The sequence below is a fragment of the Micromonospora echinospora genome, from assembly GCF_014203425.1.
Lineage (GTDB): Bacteria > Actinomycetota > Actinomycetes > Mycobacteriales > Micromonosporaceae > Micromonospora > Micromonospora echinospora_A.
Genome location: NZ_JACHJC010000001.1, coordinates 6,630,159 through 6,648,632, shown reverse-complemented (window position 1 = coordinate 6,648,632; position 18,474 = coordinate 6,630,159). Strand labels below are relative to the sequence as shown.

Annotated in this window: 14 protein-coding genes; 10 read left to right on the top strand and 4 right to left on the bottom strand. The window is 74.3% G+C overall.

Annotation, left to right across the window (positions count from 1 at the left end; genetic code table 11):
* Nucleotides 1-124: 124 nt before the first annotated feature.
* The 7 genes from FHU28_RS29910 (at nt 125) to FHU28_RS29880 (ending at nt 11,228) form a co-directional block, all read left to right on the top strand.
* Nucleotides 125-1,006 carry an LOG family protein gene (locus FHU28_RS29910; protein ID WP_184688330.1) on the top strand — a complete coding sequence of 294 codons (882 nt, stop codon included), beginning with the start codon at nt 125-127 and terminating at the stop codon, nt 1,004-1,006.
* 2 nt (nt 1,007-1,008) lie between these two features.
* The gene (locus tag FHU28_RS29905; RefSeq protein WP_184688328.1) at nt 1,009-1,554 is read left to right on the top strand and encodes an LOG family protein; all 546 of its coding nucleotides are present in this window, start codon (nt 1,009-1,011) and stop codon (nt 1,552-1,554) included.
* A gap of 647 nt (nt 1,555-2,201) precedes the next feature.
* Nucleotides 2,202-5,480, top strand: a complete 3,279-nt coding sequence (locus FHU28_RS29900; RefSeq protein WP_376700884.1) for an ATP-dependent helicase — start codon at nt 2,202-2,204, stop codon at nt 5,478-5,480.
* A gap of 55 nt (nt 5,481-5,535) precedes the next feature.
* Complete coding sequence (locus FHU28_RS29895; RefSeq protein ID WP_184688326.1) at nt 5,536-8,940, top strand: ATP-dependent helicase; 3,405 nt, start codon at nt 5,536-5,538, stop codon at nt 8,938-8,940.
* A 204-nt stretch (nt 8,941-9,144) separates the two neighbouring features.
* Complete coding sequence (cspE, locus tag FHU28_RS29890; RefSeq protein WP_013288421.1) at nt 9,145-9,348, top strand: transcription antiterminator/RNA stability regulator CspE; 204 nt, start codon at nt 9,145-9,147, stop codon at nt 9,346-9,348.
* Nucleotides 9,349-9,526: 178 nt separating this feature from the next.
* Nucleotides 9,527-10,780: a DEAD/DEAH box helicase gene (locus FHU28_RS29885; RefSeq protein WP_184688324.1), complete on the top strand. Its 1,254-nt coding sequence runs from the start codon at nt 9,527-9,529 to the stop codon at nt 10,778-10,780.
* Nucleotides 10,781-11,042: 262 nt separating this feature from the next.
* Nucleotides 11,043-11,228, top strand: coding sequence for a hypothetical protein (locus FHU28_RS29880; protein WP_184688322.1), 186 nt, complete (start codon nt 11,043-11,045; stop codon nt 11,226-11,228).
* Nucleotides 11,229-11,385: 157 nt separating this feature from the next.
* Here FHU28_RS29880 and FHU28_RS29875 read toward each other — a convergent pair whose 3' ends face one another.
* The 4 genes from FHU28_RS29875 to FHU28_RS29860 are packed head-to-tail and all read right to left on the bottom strand — an operon-like array spanning nt 11,386 to nt 14,545.
* Nucleotides 11,386-11,829 carry an RrF2 family transcriptional regulator gene (locus FHU28_RS29875; protein ID WP_184688320.1) on the bottom strand — a complete coding sequence of 148 codons (444 nt, stop codon included), beginning with the start codon at nt 11,827-11,829 and terminating at the stop codon, nt 11,386-11,388.
* 4 nt (nt 11,830-11,833) lie between these two features.
* Nucleotides 11,834-12,718: an ABC transporter permease gene (locus FHU28_RS29870; RefSeq protein WP_073828782.1), complete on the bottom strand. Its 885-nt coding sequence runs from the start codon at nt 12,716-12,718 to the stop codon at nt 11,834-11,836.
* A complete protein-coding gene (locus FHU28_RS29865; protein ID WP_184688318.1) occupies nt 12,708-13,487 on the bottom strand; it encodes an ABC transporter ATP-binding protein in 780 nt (259 codons plus the stop codon). Before FHU28_RS29865 ends, FHU28_RS29870 begins: the two co-directional genes overlap by 11 nt.
* Nucleotides 13,484-14,545 (bottom strand): ABC transporter substrate-binding protein, encoded by a 1,062-nt coding sequence (locus tag FHU28_RS29860; RefSeq protein ID WP_184688315.1) that lies wholly within the window; start codon nt 14,543-14,545, stop codon nt 13,484-13,486. The genes FHU28_RS29865 and FHU28_RS29860 overlap by 4 nt, the downstream gene beginning before the upstream one ends.
* A 229-nt stretch (nt 14,546-14,774) precedes the next feature.
* Between FHU28_RS29860 and FHU28_RS29855 the strand changes: the two genes are divergently transcribed.
* From FHU28_RS29855 to nudC, 3 genes are read left to right on the top strand one after another with little or no spacing between them, the layout of a single operon-like run.
* Complete coding sequence (locus tag FHU28_RS29855; RefSeq protein WP_184688313.1) at nt 14,775-16,085, top strand: M16 family metallopeptidase; 1,311 nt, start codon at nt 14,775-14,777, stop codon at nt 16,083-16,085.
* Nucleotides 16,082-17,425, top strand: a complete 1,344-nt coding sequence (locus FHU28_RS29850) for a M16 family metallopeptidase (RefSeq protein WP_184688311.1) — start codon at nt 16,082-16,084, stop codon at nt 17,423-17,425. The genes FHU28_RS29855 and FHU28_RS29850 overlap by 4 nt, the downstream gene beginning before the upstream one ends.
* On the top strand, nt 17,422-18,369 hold the full coding sequence (gene nudC, locus FHU28_RS29845) for an NAD(+) diphosphatase (protein WP_184688309.1): 948 nt from the start codon (nt 17,422-17,424) through the stop codon (nt 18,367-18,369). Before FHU28_RS29850 ends, nudC begins: the two co-directional genes overlap by 4 nt.
* The last annotated feature ends 105 nt before the right edge of the window (nt 18,370-18,474 follow it).

Below are 18,474 nucleotides of genomic sequence, written 5' to 3'. Positions count from 1 at the left end.
CGGGGTATACCGGGTATGTGAATAGTAAGACGTGCGAGCCAGCGATTTAGTTGCCCGTATCCCAGATTTTCTCGGGCTCCCGGGCCAGCGCGTCGCGCCGGATCCGCTCCATTACGGTGACCACATGGGCGAGAGCAGCGGGAAGTCGGCCGGGCAGGGGCAGCGGGAGGATCGGCACCGGGGGGAACGGCACCGCGGTGCGGTGACGCTGCGAAACCGGGCGATTACGACGAGTACTGCCGATCAGCGACTGCTCGACTCCCGGGGACGCAGTGACTGGAAGACCAAGGACGCCTGGCGGGCCCTGCGGATCCTGTCCGAGTTCGTCGAGGGCTTCGACACCCTCGCCGACCTGCCCCCGGCGGTGAGCGTCTTCGGTTCCGCCCGCAGCAAGCCGGACAGCCCGGAGTGCCGGCTGGCCGAGGAACTGGGCGCGGCACTGGCCCGGGCCGGCTACGCGGTGATCACCGGCGGCGGCCCCGGCGTGATGGAGGCGGCCAACCGCGGCGCCGGCGAGGCCGGCGGTCTCTCCGTCGGGCTCGGTATCGAGCTGCCGTTCGAGCAGGGCCTCAACGACTGGGTCGACCTGGCCATCGACTTCCGCTACTTCTTCGTCCGCAAGACCATGTTCGTCAAGTACGCCCAGGCGTTCGTGGTGCTGCCCGGTGGCTTCGGCACCCTGGACGAGCTGTTCGAGGCACTCACCCTGGTGCAGACCGGCAAGGTGACCCGGTTCCCGGTCGTGCTGATGGGCACCGACTACTGGCGCGGACTGCTCGACTGGCTCCGCGCGACGATGGCCGCCGAGGGCAAGATCGGCCCGGCCGACCTCGACCTGATCCGGCTGACCGACGACGTCAACGAGGCGGTCCGGCACATCGTGGAGGCCGAGGCAGTGCTCTCCGCCGAACAGGAGGCGGTCCGCGAGGAGGCGGTCGCCCGGGCCGCCGCCGACCAGCGCGCCGCCGCCGAGGCCGCCCCCGAGGGCCCGGCCGGACGGAGCTGAGCGTGGCGAACGTCTGTGTCTTCTGCGCGTCCTCCCGCACCCTCGACACCCGCTGGCTCACGTTGGCCACCGAGACCGGCGAGGAACTGGCCCGGCGCGGTCACACGCTGGTCAGCGGCGGCGGCTGCGTCGGGATGATGGGCGCCGTGGTGGAGGGCGCGCGGGCGGCCGGCGGCCGCACGATCGGCGTCATCCCGCAGTCCCTGGTCGACCTGGAGGTCGCCGACCTGGCCTCCGACGAACTGCTCGTCACCGACAGCCTGGCCGACCGCAAGACGCTGATGGACGAGAAGTCCGACGCGTTCGTGGCACTGCCCGGCGGCCTGGGCACGCTTGACGAACTGTTCGAGGTGTGGACCACCGCCACCCTGGCCCTGCACGCCAAACCGATGGTGATCGTGGACGTCGACGGCTTCTACCGGCCGCTGCTCGACTGGATCCGTGGGCTCGGCGAGCAGCGTTTCCTCAAGCCGGCCGCGCTGGACCTGCTGATGGTCGCCGACAGCGTGCCCGCCGCGCTGGACCTGATCGACGCCCGCCTGACCTGACGCGCACCCGGTCGGCCCGCGCCTGATCACCGCCACCTCGGGTGCTTGATCGTCACCATCTCGGGGAGGTGGTGGTGTCCAGGTGGGTGTGATGTGGCCACTTCCCCGTGGTGGTGTTGATCTAGGGGTGGGTTGCGGCCACTTCGCCGAGGTGGCGTGGACGCCCGGGGAGCCCGGCGTGGGGCGGAGCCCGGCAGTGGTGCACGCTGCGGACAGGTGAGCTGGTGGCGGGCGGGACGGCAGGCGGTTTCCGGGTGTCGTACCGGCGTGGTGGGATGTCGGTGATGCAGGCGTACCGGTTGGTGCGCCGGCCCGGCGGCGCGGGGGCGGGGGTCACCCACGACGCCGGGGCGGGGCAGGGGGTGGGTCGGCCCGGTGGGCCGGCCGATGCGGAGCCGCGATCCGGGGGGTCGGCGGGCGATGCCGCGCACCCGCAGACCGCCACGCCGCCCGGAAGCGCCTCGCCGCAGAACGAGACCGGAGCATCGCCCCCGTCGCCCGGGAGCGGCACGCCGCAGACCGGGGTCGCAGCATCCCCGCCGTCGAGCGGGAGCGGCACGCCGCGGATCGGGGCCGGGGAAGGCACGAACATTTCGCGCCGGGTCGATCCGGTGCAGGCCGAGGTGGTCGCGCACACCGACGGGCCGATGCTCGTCGTGGGTGGTCCCGGCACCGGCAAGACGTCCACGCTCGTCGAGGCGGTCGCCGCACGGGTGGCCGAGGGCGTCGACCCGGAGCGCATCCTGGTGCTCACCTTCGGCCGGCGGGGCGCCACCGAGCTGCGCCACCGGATCGAGGCGCGTATCGCCGGGGACGGACACCGGGTGATCCGCGAGCCGCTGGTGCGCACGTTCCCGGCGTACGCCTTCGGGTTGCTCCGCCGCGCCGCGGCCGAACGGGGCGAGCCCTCGCCCCGGCTGCTCACCGGCCCGGAGCAGGATCTGATCATCCGTGAGCTGCTCGACGTGGTGGGGGAGGAGCCCGGCGACGACCCGGTCGGCTGGCCGGAGGACCTGCGCCCCGCGCTGCGTACCCGGGCTTTTGCCCAGCAGCTCCGCGACCTGCTGATGCGGGCCGCGGAGCGCGGTGTCGGGCCGGTGGAGCTGGCCCGGCTGGGCGAGAAGCTGGGCCGCGCCGACTGGCCGGCCGCCGCCCGCTTCCTCCGCGAGTACGTCGCCGTGCTCGCGCTGCGTGACGTGAGCAACAGGGGTTCGGTGGCGTACGACCCGGCGGAGCTGGTGCGTGCCGCCACCGGCATGCTGCTCGACGATCCCGAGCTGCTCGCCGCCGAGCGCCGCCGCCTGACCCACGTCTACGTCGACGAGCTGGCCGACACCGACCCGGCGCAGCTCGACCTGCTCGCCGTGGTGGCCGGGGGCGGCCGGTCCCTGGTGGCGTTCGCCGATCCGGACTCGTCCACGTACGCCTTCCGGGGCGCCGATCCGGCCGGGGTCGCCACGTTCCCGCACCGCTTCCGGACCGCCTCCGGCGCGCCCGCGGCCCAGATCACGCTGACCACCTCGTACCGGGCCGGGCCGGAGCTGCTGGCGGCCACCGCCCGGCTGGCCCGTCGGCTGCGCGGCCCGGCGGCGCACCGGCGGCTGCGCCCGCTTCCCGGCGCGCCGGCCGGCGCCGTGGAGGTGCGGACGTTCCGCTCGGCCACGAGCGAGTCGGCGTGGCTGGCGCACGCGCTGCGCGAGGCGCACCTGCTCGACGGCATGCCGTGGTCCCGGATGGCGGTGCTGGTCCGCTCCACCGGCCGGCAACTGCCCTCGCTGCGGCGCGCGCTGCACACGGCCGGCGTGCCGACCGTCGTGCACGGCGAGGACCTTCCGCTGCACCTCCAGCCGGCGGTGGCCCCGCTGCTGCTCCTGCTGCGCTGCGCGCTCGAACCGGACCGGCTGGACGAGGAGGCGGCGGTAGCGCTGCTGCACTCGCCGCTGGGCGGGGCCGACCCGCTGGCCGAGCGGCGGCTGCGTCAGGGCCTGCGGGCGCTGGCGCTGGCCGGCGGCGACCGCCGTCCCTCCGGCGACTTGCTGGTGGAGGCGCTGCGCGATCCGGCCGAGCTGTCCACCATCGAGCGCCGTTGGGCGGCCCCCGCGCAGGCCGTGGCGCACCTGCTGGAGACCGCCCGGCAGGCCGCCGCCGCCCCGGGCGCGACAGTCGAGGACGTGCTCTGGGCGGTGTGGCGGGAGAGCGGGCTGGCCGAGCGTTGGGCCGGGGCGATCACCCGAGGGCGGGCGGCCACCGGCGAGCACGAGACCGCCCAGCGGTGGCGGGCCGAGGCCGCCGACCGTGACCTGGACGCCGTACTCGTGCTCTTCGACGCGGCGGCCCGGTTCACCGACCGGTTGCCCGGCGCGCGTACCGAGGTGTTCCTCGACCACGTCCTCGGGCAGGAGCTGCCCGCCGACACGCTCGCCGCCGCCGCCGACCGGGGCGACGCGGTACGCCTGCTCACCGCGCACGCCGCGAAGGGCCTGGAATGGGACCTGGTCGCGGTGGCCGGGGTGCAGGAGGGCGTCTGGCCGGACCTGCGCCTGCGCGGCAGCCTGCTCGGCTCGGAGCGCCTGGTCGACGTGCTGGCCGGCCGGGCCGACGGCGCCGGTCTGCGCGCCAGCCTGGTCGGGCAGACGTCCGCGCTGCTGGACGAGGAACGGCGGCTGTTCCACGTGGCGATCAGCCGGGCGCGGCGGCGGCTGCTGGTCACCGCTGTCGCGTCCGCGGCGGTCGGCGGGGACGACCACGAGGAGCAGCCGAGCCGCTTCCTGCACGAACTCGCCGCCGCCGACCCGCCCGCCACCGGCGGAACCGGCCCGAACCCGACCGGCCCGGCCGGCCCGGCCACCCGAGGGCAAGCCGCGGACGGGCCGGTGCCGCACGGGGACGAGCATCCGCAGGACGGGCCGCCGACCGCCCTCCCGGTCACCCTGCCGCCGCGCGGGCTCACCCTGTCCGCGCTGGTGGCGGAGTTGCGTACCGCGGTCACCGACCCGGCGGCGCCGGTCACCCGGCGGCACGCGGCGGCGGGTGAGCTGGCGCGGCTGGCCGCCGCCGGGGTGCCCGGCGCGCACCCGGACGACTGGTGGGGGCTGCGTGGCCTCTCCGACGACCGGCCGCTGGTCGACGAGGGCGAGCCGGTGCGGGTCACGCCGTCGGCGATGGAGAGCGCGCTGCGGTGCAGCCTGCGCTGGCTGCTGGAACGGCACGGCGGTAGCCCGCCGGCAAGCGCCGCGCAGGGCGTCGGCAACCTGGTGCACGCCGCCGCGATGCTGGCCGAGGACGCCAGCGTCGACCGGGAGGCGCTGCTGGAGTACGTGGCCGCCCGGTTCGACGCGATCGAGCTGGCCGCCCGGTGGATGGCCGGCCCGGAGCGGCAGCGCGCCGAGGCGATGGTGGACAAGCTGCTGCGCTGGCTGGCCGGCAACCCGCGCCGGCTGCTCGCGATCGAGCACGAGTTCGCGGTCCGCCTCGACGACCCGGCCCGCCCGATCCAGCTGACCGGCCGGGTCGACCGGCTGGAGGTCGACGCCGAGGGGCGGCTCGTGGTGATCGACCTGAAGACCGGCAAGTCGACGGCGGTCACCGAGCGGGAGGTGGCCGAGCATCCGCAGCTCGGCGCGTACCAGGCGGCGGTGGAGGCGGGCGGGTTCGCCGAGTTCGGCGAGGAGCCGGGCGGGGCCGCGCTTGTGCAGCTCGGCACCGGAGCGCGGGACGCGAAGGAGCAGACCCAGGCAGCGGCCGGGGAGGGGCCGGAGGCCGGGTGGGCCACCGCGCTGGTTCGCCGTACCGCCGAGACGATGGCCGCCTCGACGTTCGCCGCCGTGGCCAACTCCAAGTGCCGGGTCTGCCCGGTCCGCACCAGCTGCCCGGTCTCCGGTCAGGGCCGCCAGGTGGTCGAGCCACCCCCGGAGGGTCAGCCGTGAGCGCGAGGAGTGAGCCGGTTCTGCGAGCCGCGCAGTCGCGAACAAGGACCGGACCATGACTGTTCAACCGGCGCTGTTCGGCGCCTCCGCCACGCCCGCGCCGCGTACCGCCGACGCCGGGCCCCGCTACACGCCTGTCGAGCTGGCCCGGCTGCTGCGGCTGCCCGCGCCCACCCGGGAGCAGGCCGCGATCATCGCCGCGCCGGTGGAGCCGCTGCTGGTCGTCGCGGGCGCCGGCTCGGGCAAGACCGAGACGATGGCGGCGCGGGTGATGTGGCTGGTCGCCAACTCCTACGTACGCCCCGAGCACATCCTCGGCCTGACCTTCACCCGCAAGGCGGCCGGTGAGCTGGCCAACCGGGTCCGGACCCGCCTCGACCAGCTCATCCGGCGGCTCGGCCGGCAGGGGCGGGACCCGCACGACGACCCGCTGGCGGGCGAGCCGACGGTGTCCACGTACCACTCGTACGCGGGGCGGATCGTCACCGAGCACGGGTTGCGCGCCGGGTACGAGCCGACCACCCGGCTGCTCACCGAGGCGTCCCGCTGGCAGCTTGTCGACCTGCTGGTACGCAACTACGACGGCGACATGTCCGAGGTGGACCGGATGCCGTCCACGATCACCGACGCCGTGCTGGCGCTCGCCGGTGAGCTGGACGAGCACCTGGTCGACCCGGACGCGCTGGCCGCCTGGACCGGCCGTTTCTTCGCCGAGGTGCAGTCCCGGCCGGGCCGGGTCTACGCCGACGTGCGCAAGGCGCTCCAGCTCCAGCGGACCCGGCTGAAGCTGCTGCCGCTGGTGCGCGCGTACGCCCGGCGCAAGGACGACTTCGAGGCGATGGACTTCGCCGACCAGCTGGCCCGCGCCGCCCGGGTGGCCCGCGACCACCCCGGCGTCGGCGTGATCGAGCGGGACCGGTTCCGGGTGGTGCTGCTCGACGAGTACCAGGACACCAGCCACGCCCAGGTGGTGCTGCTCAACGCGCTCTTCGGCGGCGGCCACCCGGTCACCGCGGTCGGCGACCCGTGCCAGTCCATCTACGGCTGGCGCGGCGCCAGCGCCGGCACGCTCGACCGGTTCCCCGCCGAGTTCGCCCGCGCCGACGGCAGGCCTGCCGACGTGCTCAGCCTGACCACGAGCTGGCGCAACCGGCCGGAGATCCTCGGCGTCGCAAACGCGCTGTCGGTGCCGCTGCGGGCGGCCGGTGCCCGGGTGCCGGAACTGCACGCCGCGCTCAGCGTCCGCGACCCGATCCCGCATCGCACTCCGGGCGGGCAGGCCGCCGGCACCGTGCACTGCGCGCTGCTGGAGACGTACGCCGACGAGGCCGACTGGATCGCGGACAGCGTGCTGGCGGCGTGGCGGGGCGCGGCCGGGATGCCGGGCGCGCTGCCCGAGCACATCCCGGCCGACCGCCGCCCCACCACGGCGGTGCTGGTGCGGGTGCGCAGCCAGATCCCGGCGATCGAGGCGGCGTTGCGTGCCCGCGGGCTGCCTGTCGACGTGGTCGGCCTGGGCGGGCTGCTGGACACCCCGGAGGTACGGGACGTGGTGTGCACGCTGCGCGTGCTCGCCGACCCGACCGACGGCGCGGCGCTGCTGCGGCTGCTCACCGGCGCGCGTTGGCGGATCGGCCCGCGTGACCTGGTCACCCTGCACCGCCGGGCCCGCGCGATCGCCCGCGGCCGCCGGGAGCTGACCGGGGACGAGGGCCCGGAGATCACCGTGGACGCGCTGGACGAGGCGACGCTCGTGGAGGCGCTCGCCGACCTGGGGCCGGCGCAGGCGTACTCGGCTGAGGGCTTTGCGCGGCTGCGCTCGTACGGGATGGAGCTGGCGCTGCTGCGCTACCGCCTGGACCAGTCGCTGCCGGAACTGATCGCGGACATCGAGCGGACCATCGGCCTCGACGTCGAGGTGGCGGTCCGGGCCGGCCGGGACGGCGCGGGCGACGCCGGGCTGGCCCGCGCGCACCTGGACGCGCTCGGTGACGTCGCGGCCCGGTTCAGCGGTGAGACGCCCGGCGCGACGCTCGCCGGTTTCCTCGCCTACCTGGCCGCGGCCGAGGACGAGGAGCGCGGGCTGGCGCCCGGTGAGGTCGAGGTGGTGTCCGGCGCGGTGCAGGTGCTCACCGCGCACGCCGCGAAGGGCCTGGAGTGGGACGTGGTGGCGGTCGCCGGGATGACCCGGGGCGTCTGGCCGGGGCCGGTCCGCAACTCCGACCACTGGCTGGGCGGGCTCGGCGTGCTGCCGTTCCCGTTGCGCGGCGACGCGGACGGGCTGCCCGAGCTGGCCCTGCCGGAGGCCGAGGACCAGCGCGGGGTGGCCCGGGCGCTGACCGAGTTCACCGATGCCTGGCGGGCGCACGACGAGCGGGAGGAGCGCCGGCTGGCGTACGTGGCGGTGACCCGACCTCGCCGCCTGCTGCTCTGCTCGGGCTACTGGTGGGGGGAGGGGACCAAGCGGTTCCGGGGCCCGTCGGTCTTCCTGCGCGAGGTGCACGACGCCTGCCTGGCCGACCCGGACGGCCACGTGGTCGACGCCTGGACGCCCGAGCCGGCCGGTGACGCGGTGAACCCGACCACCGAGACTGTGCTGCGGGCCGAGTGGCCGGCCGACCCGCTCGGGGCCCGCCGTCCCGCGCTCACCGAGGCGGCGGCGCTGGTCCGCCGGTACCTCGCCGACCCGGAGGTGGCCCGGCGCGAGGCGGCGCTGCTCGCCACCACGGGCGCGGCGGAGGACGCCGAGGTGGCGCGCTGGCGGCGCGAGGCCGAGCTGCTGCTCGCCGAGCGGGCGGAGCTGGCCCGGCAGGCCGAGGCTGTCGAGGTGGAGCTGCCCGGCCAGCTCTCGGTGACCCAGCTCGTGGCGTTGCGCCGCGACCCGGAGGCGCTGGCCCGGACGCTGCGCCGCCCGATGCCCACCGAACCGACACCGTACGCCCGGCGCGGCACCGCGTTCCACGCCTGGCTGGAGCAACGCTTCGGCGCCGACCGGCTGCTCGACGTGGATGAGCTGCCCGGCGCGGCGGACGAGGACGCGGCCCCGGACGAGGCGCTGGCCGAGTTGCAGGAGCGCTTCCTGGCCAGCGAGTGGGCCGACCGGGTGCCGGTGGAGGTGGAGGTGCCGTTCGCCACCGTCGTCGCCGGGGTGGTGATCAGGGGCCGGATGGACGCCGTGTTCGCCCGCCCCGGCGGGCGGTACGACGTGGTCGACTGGAAGACCGGGCGGCAGCCCACCGGCCGGGAGGCCGACGCGGCGGCGGTGCAGTTGGCGGTCTACCGGCTGGCCTGGGCGGAACTGGCCGGGGTGCCGGTGGAGCGGGTCGGCGCCGCGTTCCACTACGTCCGGGACTCCGCCACCGTCCGCCCAGCCGACCTGCTCGACGCGGAAGGGCTGGCCGATCTGGTGGCCGCCGTGCCGGAAATCCCGGGAGGTCTCCCGCAGCGCACGAATCCGTGATACGTTGTCCGGGTTGCAGTTTTGGTTTCCAGAGACTCTGTGTGCGCCTGGCGGATTGTGGCCCCAGGCGCTCTTTGTTGTGTCCGGAGTTCTCCGGGCGGGGCGACCAGCAGCGACAAGCACGCCGCGTATTCCACGCGCGGGGTGCTCCTCTCCGGCCCGCAACACGTGCGGGCCGACCGTTCCGTCAAGGAGACGAAACACATGGCAATTGGCACCGTCAAGTGGTTCAACGCTGACAAGGGCTTTGGCTTCATCACCCCGGACGACGGCGGCGCCGACGTCTTCGCCCACTTCTCGGCGATCCAGACCTCCGGCTACCGGAGCCTGGACGAGAACCAGCGGGTCGAGTTCGAGGTGACCCAGGGCCAGAAGGGCCCGCAGGCGGAGAACATCCGCCCGCTCTGATCTTCGGATCAACCGGTACCACCACCGCGCCCTCTCGGGCGCGGTGCACGGGCCGGCCCGCCTCTGCTGGGCCGGCCCGTCCCTTTCGGTTCGTGCTTGTGACCACCGGTGACGCCGGTGACGCGCCGCAGCCCGGCGCCCTTCCTCGACACGTGCCGCCTCGAGGAAGGCTTTCCGCATGACCACGACCCTGCCCACGTTCGCCGCCACCGGCCTGGCTCCGGCGCTCATCTCCGAGCTGGCCGCGCAGGGCATCTCCGCGCCGTTCCCGATCCAGACGGCCACGCTGCCGGACTCCCTGGCCGGCCGGGACGTGCTCGGCCGGGGCCGTACCGGTTCCGGCAAGACTCTCGCGTTCGGGCTGCCGATGCTGCACCGTACGGCCGGTCGCCGGGCGCGCCCGGGCCGCCCGCTCGCGCTGGTGCTCGTACCCACCCGGGAACTGGCCGCGCAGGTCACCGCCGCGCTCACCCCGTACGCGGCCACGCTCGGGCTGCGCTGCGCGACAGTGGTCGGCGGGCTCTCCCTGACCCGGCAGGCGGCCGCGCTGCGGGCCGGCGCCGAGGTACTGGTGGCCACCCCGGGTCGGCTGCACGACCTGATCGACCGCGGGGACGCCCGGCTGGACCAGGTGACCATCACCGTGCTGGACGAGGCCGACCAGATGGCCGACATGGGCTTCCTGCCGCAGGTGACGAAGCTGCTGGAGCAGGTCGCGCCGGGTGGGCAGCGGATGCTCTTCTCGGCCACCCTGGACGGGGGCGTGGACCGGCTGGTCCGCCGCTTCCTGGCCAACCCGGTGACGCACTCCGTCGACCCGGGCACCGCCACCGTCACCGCGATGACCCACCACGTGCTGCACCTTGAGGCGGACGACAAGCAGGCCGCGCTGGCCCACATCGCCGCCCGCGAGGGCCGCACCATCGTCTTCATCGCCACCAAGCACCGCGCCGACCGGGTGGCCCGGCAGTTGCTCGCCAAGGGCGTACGCGCCGCGGCGCTGCACGGCGGCAAGTCGCAGCCGCAGCGCACCCGCATCCTGGAGCAGTTCCGCACCGGCCAGGTCACCGCGCTGGTGGCCACCGACGTGGCGGCCCGGGGCATCCACGTCGACGGGCTGGACCTGGTGGTCAACGCCGACCCGCCCGCCGAGGCCAAGGACTACCTGCACCGGGGTGGCCGGACCGCGCGGGCCGGCGAGTCGGGCACCGTGGTCACACTGGTGCTGCCGGAGCAGCGCCGGGACGTCGCCCGGCTGATGAGCACCGCGGGCATCAACCCCAAGAACACCCGGGTACGCGCCGGCGACAGCGAGCTGAGCCGGCTCACCGGCGCCCGCGAGCCGTCCGGTGTGCCGGTGACCATCATCGCGCCCGCCGCCGCGCACCCCGCCCCGGCGACCCGGCCCCGTCGGCGCCCGCGCCGCCGCTGACTGCGGCCCGTCGTCCGACCGGCCTCCCGTCTGGTCGGCCTCGCGTATGTGCGGGCCGCGCCCGAGCGGCCTCGCGTCCGGTCGGCCTGCGTTGTCCGGGCCCCGCCTGACCGGCTCGCCTCCGATCGGGCCGAGCGTTCGTTCCTGAGTCGGGAATCAGTCGATGTTCGGTCGGCTGCCCGATTGTGCGTCCGCCGCGTGACGGTGATGCTGTCGCGCGGAGAACCGGTCGGGGGGTCGGCCGGACGTGGAGGGAGCGGTCATGGCGGGGGACGTAGGCTCAGGCGGAGCACGGGAAGTGCTGCTGGTGCTCGCGGTGGCGGGCGCCGGCCTGGCGCTCGCCGCGGTGGCCGCGTTCGGGCCGTGGCAGCCGTCCGACGACGGCCCGCGGGACCGTGGTGCCGCCCGCAGCTTCACCCCCGGAATGAGCGCCTCTCACGCCCCGTAGCGGTCGCGGAGGACGATGCCCGAAAACCGATATGACTCTGAGGCATATTCATGCCTCAGAGTCATATCGGTCGAGAGTCATACCTTCTCCGGCCAGGCAGCGGGCGGCCGGGCGGAAATCCGGTGAACCAGAGCCCGGGCGGCCTCGAACCCGCGCGTCAGGGCGCCGTGGCCCGGTCGCTCAGCAGGTCGGCGAGCGTGGTCCGGTCCACGACCAGGGCGATCGCGCCGTCCACCGCCAGCCACACGTCCCGCAGGCCGGTGGCCACGCCGTGGTAGCCGGCCCGGTCGGCGGGAATGCCCCGGACACTGGTGATCGCGCCACCCACCGCGCGCAGCACGTCGCCGACGCTGATCTCGTCCGGCGGACGGGTGAGCGCGTACCCGCCCTCGGTGCCGCGGTGGCTGTGCAGCAGTCCGGCCCGCCGCAGGTCGAGCAGGATCCCCTGGAGGAAGCTGAGCGGGATGTCCTGGCTCTCGGCCAGGCTCGCCGCCTTGACCAGCTCGCCGCCACCGGCCCCCGAGTCACCCGTGGTGTCGGCGACGTCGGCGACGGCGAGCATGGCCCGGAGCGCGTAGTCGGCGCGCGCGGAGATGTACACGGCGTCAGTTGCCGGCCTGGTCCAGCACGCCCCAGCGGCGGCGGATCGCCTTGTCGGCGGCCCCGAACGCGGTGTCCACCAGCAGACCCACCACCAGGATGACGATCATGATGGCCATCAGCCGCGGCGCCTCGCTCAGCTCGCGCGCGTAGGTGAGCTGAGCGCCGATCGAGGTGCGGGTGGCGATGACCACCAGCAGCTCACCGGCCATCAGGCTGCGCCAGGCGAACGCCCAGCCCTGCTTGAGCCCGGCCACGATGGCTGGTAGCGCGGCCGGCGCGATCACGTACCGGTAGAGGTTCAGCCCTCGCGCGCCGAGGTTGCGGCCGGCGCGGACCAGCAGCGGCGGCACGTAGTCCACGCCGTGGATGACGCCGTTGGCGACCGACGGCGCGGCGCCGAGCACCACCACGAAGAAGATCGCCTGCTCACTGAGCTGGAACAGCAGGATGGCCAGCGGGAACCAGGCGATCGACGGCATGGTCTGCAACGCGGTGATCATCGAGCCGAGTGCGGCCCGGAGCACCTTGACCCGGGCCACGCCCAGGCCGAGCAGCAGACCGACCGCCACCGCGGCGGCGAAGCCGACCGCCGCCCGCCGGGCCGTGGTGGCCAGGCCCTCCCAGAGCGCCGAGCTGAGCAGGTACTCCCCGAGGTCGCCGAAGACCACGGCCGGGCCGGGCAGCGCCCACGGCTCCTTCCACCCGGACCAGACCACCGCCTGCCAGATCGCCACCGCGAGCGCGAGCGCGGCGAGCTTGGGCCAGGTGGCCGACCACAGGCGGCGTACCCGGGACGGGCCCTTCTCCCGGCCGGCGATCTCCAGCGCGTCGAGCCCGGAGATCTCCGCGTCGGCCCGCGCCGCCGCGGACAGGGTGTCACTGGCCATGCCGGCCCACCTCCTTGCGCAGCCGGTCGGTGACCTCGGCGGCGATGGCCGAGACCTCCGGCGAGTCGATCCGCCGGGGGCGCGGCACGGCGACCTCGGTGGAGTAGATGATCCGGCCGGGCCGGCTGGAGAGCAGCACGATGCGATCGGCGAGCCGGGCCGCCTCGCGAACGTTGTGCGTGACGAACAGGACGGTGAGCTTGCGCTCGGTCCAGATCCGCTCCAGCTCGTCGTGCAGGATGTCGCGGGTCATCGCGTCCAGCGCGCCGAACGGCTCGTCCATCAGCAGCACCGGCGTCTCCAGCGCGAGCGTGCGGGCCAGCGCGACGCGCTGCCGCATGCCGCCGGAGAGCTGGTGCGGACGCTTGCGGCCGAACTCGGACAGGTGGACCGTGCGCAGCAGCTCGGCCACCCGCTCCTTGCGCTGGTCGCGGGGCAGGCCACGCAGCTTCAGCGGCACCTCGACGTTGCCCTCGACTGTGAGCCACGGGAACAGCGCCGGCTCCTGGAACATCAGTCCCGGGTTGATGCCCTCGCCGAGCTCGATCGTGCCGCCGCTGGCCCGGTCCAGGCCGGCGACCAGGTTGAGCAGCGTGCTCTTGCCGCAGCCGGACGCGCCGACCATGCAGACGAATTCGCCGGGCGCGACGTCCAACGACAATCCGTCCAGCGCCAGGACGGCCTGATCGCCCTGGCCGTACACCTTGGTCACGCCGCGCAGCGCGACCGAGCCGGTCGCGCTGCGCGGGGTCGTGCTCGTCGACGTCACGGCTGGCTGACCTCGGCCTTGCCCTGCGTCTTCAGCACCTCGTTCAGGTACTTCAGGTCGTAGAGGCCGTTCAGGTCGACCGGCTGGGTCAGCCCGACCGCGACGGCGTGGTCCAGGCCGGTCTTCAGCGAGGACGGGATGGGGTCGTTCGTGAACTCCAGCGTCGGCCAGGCCTGCTTGATCAGCTTGAGGTCCAGCGGCTTGCCGGTGATCTTGCCGATGTGGGCGGAGATGGCCTGCTGCGCCTCGTCCGGCTTGGTGTTGACGAACTCGTTCGCCGCCACCTGGCCCTCGACCAGCTTCTTCACCACGTCCGGGTGCGCCTTGAGGAACTTGGTGCTGACCAGCAGGTTGGTGATGACGAACTTCTTGTCCGGCCAGAGGTCACGCTCGTCGACGAGCACCTTGCCACCGGCGTTCACCAGCCGGGAGACGAACGGCTCGGGCACCCACGCGCCGTCGATGGCGCCGCTGCCGAAGGTCTCGATCGTCTGCGCGTTCTCCTGCGGGACGATCTTGACGTCGCCGCCGCCCTCCTTGGTGGTCTCCAGGCCCTTCTCCTTGAGCCAGAAGCGCAGCGCCACGTCCTGGGTGTTGCCGAGCTGCGGGGTGGCGATCTTCTTGCCGCGCAGCTGCTCCACCGAGGTGATGCCGGGCTTGACCACGAGCGCGACGCCGCCGGACGCCGCGCCGGAGATGACCCGGACGGCCTCGCCCTTGGACTTGGAGAAGGCGTTCACCGTCGGGTTCGGGCCGATGTACGTGGCGTCGAGCGCGCCGGAGAAGACGGCCTCGATGGCGGCCGGGCCGGCGTTGAAGGTCTTCGTGTCCAGCTCGACGTCGCTGCCGAGCTTCTCCTTGAAGATCCCCTTTTCCACGCCGACCACGGCCGGGGCGTGCGTGATGTTGGGGAAGTAGCCCAGGCGCAGCGTCACCGGGCCGGACCCGCCGGCGGCGTCGCTGTCCTCGCCGCAGGCGGCGGTGGTGCCGAGCGTGGCCGCGCCGACCGCGGCCAGGGTCGCCAGGGTGACCAGGCGGCGCAGGGGAAGCCCTCTCATCGAATGTCCAATCCGCAGTATTCCTATTTAGTTGGTAGGAAGACTGGGGCAGAGGTCGAGCGGCGTCAAGACCCGATCCGGGCGTCGGGACCGCGACCTCGGCTTTCCCGATAATTCCCACCTGTTCGGTGGAGAAGGCGTGGCCGGTCGGTCGGCCCCCGGCCCCGCCGTCCGGCGGGCCGCCGCACACCGGCGGTAGAGCCGGTACGGAAGCGCTAATGTCGATCTCGTGCCCACGCGGAGAGCGAAGATCCCAGCGACGAAGTACCCGGTCGAACGACTCACCCTCGACAACGGCCTGCGTGTGGTGCTCACGCCGGACCGCAGCGCCCCGGTCATCGGGGTGGCGGTGGTCTACGACGTCGGCATCCGCTCCGAGCCGGAGGGACGCACCGGGTTCGCCCACCTCTTCGAGCACCTGATGTTCCAGGGCTCGGAGAACCTGGAGAAGCTGGCCCACTTCCGGCACGTCCAGGGCGCGGGCGGAACGTTCAACGGCTCCACCCACCTGGACTACACCGACTACTTCGAGACTCTGCCCGCGAACGCCCTGGAACGCGCGCTGTTCCTGGAGGCCGACCGGATGCGCGGCCCCCGGCTGACCGAGGAGAACCTGCGCAACCAGGTCGACGTGGTCAAGGAGGAGATCCGGGTCAACGTGCTGAACCGGCCGTACGGCGGGTTCCCCTGGCTGACGCTGCCCCCGGTGATGTTCGACACCTTCCCCAACGCGCACGACGGCTACGGCTCCTTCGTCGACCTGGAGTCGGCGACAGTGGCCGACGCCGCCGACTTCTTCCGCCGCTACTACGCCAGCGGCAACGCCGTACTCGCGGTCAGCGGCGACATCGACGTGGCCGAGGCGACCACGCTCATCGAGCGGCACTTCGGAGACGTGCCGGCCCGTCCCGCGCCGGAGCGGCCCGACTTCGCCGAGCCCGACCTGACCACCGAGCGGCGCAGCACGTACACCGACGCGCTGGCCCCGCTCCCGGCGGTGGCCGGCGCGTGGCGGGTGCCCGACCCGATCAGCGACTTCGCCGGCTACCTGCCCTATGTGGTGCTGGCCGAGGTGCTCACCGACGGCGACGCCTCCCGGCTGGTCGAGCGGCTGGTGCAGCGCGACCGGTCGGTCACCAGCCTCGGCGGGTACGTCGGTTTCATGGGCGACCCGTTCGACGTGCGCGACCCCACCGCGCTGCTGCTCCAGGCGCACCTGCCGCCCGGCGGCGACGTCGACAAGGTGCTGCGCACGATCGACGAGGAGCTGGACCGGCTGGCGACCGACGGGCTGACCGAGGGGGAGCTGGCGCGTACCCAGGCCCGGATGGCCACCCACCTGCTGCGCGACACCGACGCGGTGCTCGGCCGGGCGTTGCGAATGGCGGTGCTGGAACAGCAGCGCGGCGAGCCGGGCCTGCTCAACGAGCTGCCCCGGCTGGTCGGCGCGGTGACCGAGGACCAGGTCCGTGCCGCCGCCGCCACCCTGCGGCCCGAGCGCCGCGCGTCCGTCGAGGTCGTCGCCGGAGGAGCCCGATGAGCACGAGTACGACCGCCGCCACCACCGTCCGGCCGCTTCCGGCGCTGCGCCCGAACCGCCGCCTCAAGGTGCCCAAGCAGGCCGAGCGCACGTTGCGCAACGGCCTCACCGTGATCGCGGTACGCCGGTCCGCCGTGCCGCTGGTGGAACTGCGGCTCTGGATGCCGTTCGGCCGTGCCCACCTCGCGCGCGGCGCGATGCTGGCGCAGACCATGCTCGCCGGCACGCAGGCGCACAGCGCCACCGAGATCGCCGCCGAGCTGCAAAAGGTCGGCGGAGGGCTGACCGCCGGTCTCGACCCGGACCGGCTGATGCTCTCCGGCGCCGGCCTGGTCACCGGGCTGGACCGGATGCTGGAACTGCTCGCCGAGGTGCTCACCGGCGCCAACTACCCGGCCGACTGGGTGGAGACCGAACGGGACCGGCTGGTCGACCGCATCCAGGTCGCCCAGAGCCAGCCGTCGCACCTGGCCCGCACCGCGCTGCTCAAGCGGATGTACGGCCGCCACCCGTACGCCGTGCAGACCCCCGACCCGGACCAGGTCCGGGCGGTCCGGCCGGCCGCGCTGCGGCGGCTGCACGCCGAGCGGGTGCACCCGGCCGGGGCGGTGCTCGTGGTCGTCGGCGACGTACAGCCGGAGCGGGCGCTGGACGCGGCCGAGCAGGCGCTCGCCGGCTGGCGCGGCGACGGGCACGTCGCCGAACTGCCGCCCGCGCCGCCGCTGGAACCCGGGCCGCTGCTGCTGGTCGACCGGCCCGGCTCGGTGCAGTCCTCGCTGCGCCTCGCCCTGCCCGCGGTGCCGCGCACCCACCCGGACCACGCCGCGCTGCAACTGGCGAACCTCATCTTCGGCGGCTACTTCTCCTCCCGCTGGGTGGAGAACATCCGCGAGGACAAGGGCTACACGTACGGGCCGCACTCGCTCGTCGAGCACTCGGTGGCCGGTTCGGTGCTCATCGCCGGCGCCGAGGTGGCCACCGAGGTGACCGCGGCGGCGCTCGTGGAGACGAGCTACGAGCTGGGTCGGCTGGCCACGGTGCCGCCGAAGGCCGACGAGCTGGAGCAGGCCCGTCAGTACGCGCTCGGCACGCTTCAGCTCGGCATGTCGACCCAGGCCGGGCTCGCGTCCCTGACCAGCGCGTACGCCGGCAGCGGGCTGCGGCTGGACTTCCTCGCCGAGCACGCCGCCCGGCTCGCCGCCGCGACAGTGGACGACGTGGCCGAAGTGGCCGCCCGCTACCTGGCGCCGGCCCGCGCGATCACCGTCGTGCTCGGCGACGCCGAGCGGGTGGCCGACTCGCTCGCCACGCTCACACCGGTGCGTACGGAATCCGCATGAGCGGCGAGCCCGCGCCGCCGCTGGCCCGGTCCACGCTCGACCGGGCCGCCCACCGGCGTACCGACCCGGCCTGGCTGGCCGAGGCGTGGGAGCGGGCGCGGGTGCTGGTGCTCGACTCGGCGGCCGAGGGGCGTGCCCTGGTCCGGGGCGTGGCGTCCCCGCCGGAACTGGTCCTGGTCGGCCCCGGCGACCTGCCGGAGGTGCCGCGGTCGGTGCCGATGTTCCTCGGCGTCGAGCCGGACGGCGTGCCGGTCTTCGCCGTTGACCTGCCGCTGCCGGCGCTGCCGGAGACCCGCCCGGCGCACCTGCGCGAGGTGGGCCACCTGATGACCGACCGGGACGCGGGCCTGTTCACCACCGCGCTGGCGCTGCTCAACTGGCACCTGCGGCACGGCTACTCGTCCACGACGGGGAAGGCGACGCGGGCCGACGAGGCGGGCTGGTCGAGGATCGACCCGGGCGGCGACCGGGTCTGGCCGCGTACCGACCCGGCCATGATCGTGCTGGTGCACGACGGCGCGGACGGCGCGGACGGCCGCTGCCTGCTCGGCAACAACGCGGCCTGGCCGCGCACCCCCGGGCAGCGCCGCTACTCCTGCCTGGCCGGATACGTCGAGCCCGGCGAGTCGGCCGAGGCCGCCGTGCTCCGCGAGGTCCGCGAGGAGGTCGGCGTCCCGGTCGAGGAGATCATGTACGTCGGCAGCCAGTCCTGGCCGTTCCCCGGCTCGCTGATGCTCGGCTTCCTCGCCCGCGCCGACGCGGAGGCGCCGATCCGGGTCGACCTGGCCGAGATCGCGCACGCGCGCTGGTTCACCCGCCGGGAGATCGGGGCGGCGCTGGCCGGCGAGCCGGTACCGGTGGGCGGGGGAGACCGGCTGGTCCTGCCGCCGCCGTCGTCGATCGCGTTGTTCCTGGTGCACCGCTGGCTCGACGGCCACTGCTGACCCGCCCGATGTCTGCCCGCCACTCGGGTTGGCGGGTTTCGGCTGGTGCCGCGGTGCCAGTTCGGGGAAGTGGTGTGGTCGAGGGCGGTGGGATGCAGCCACCTC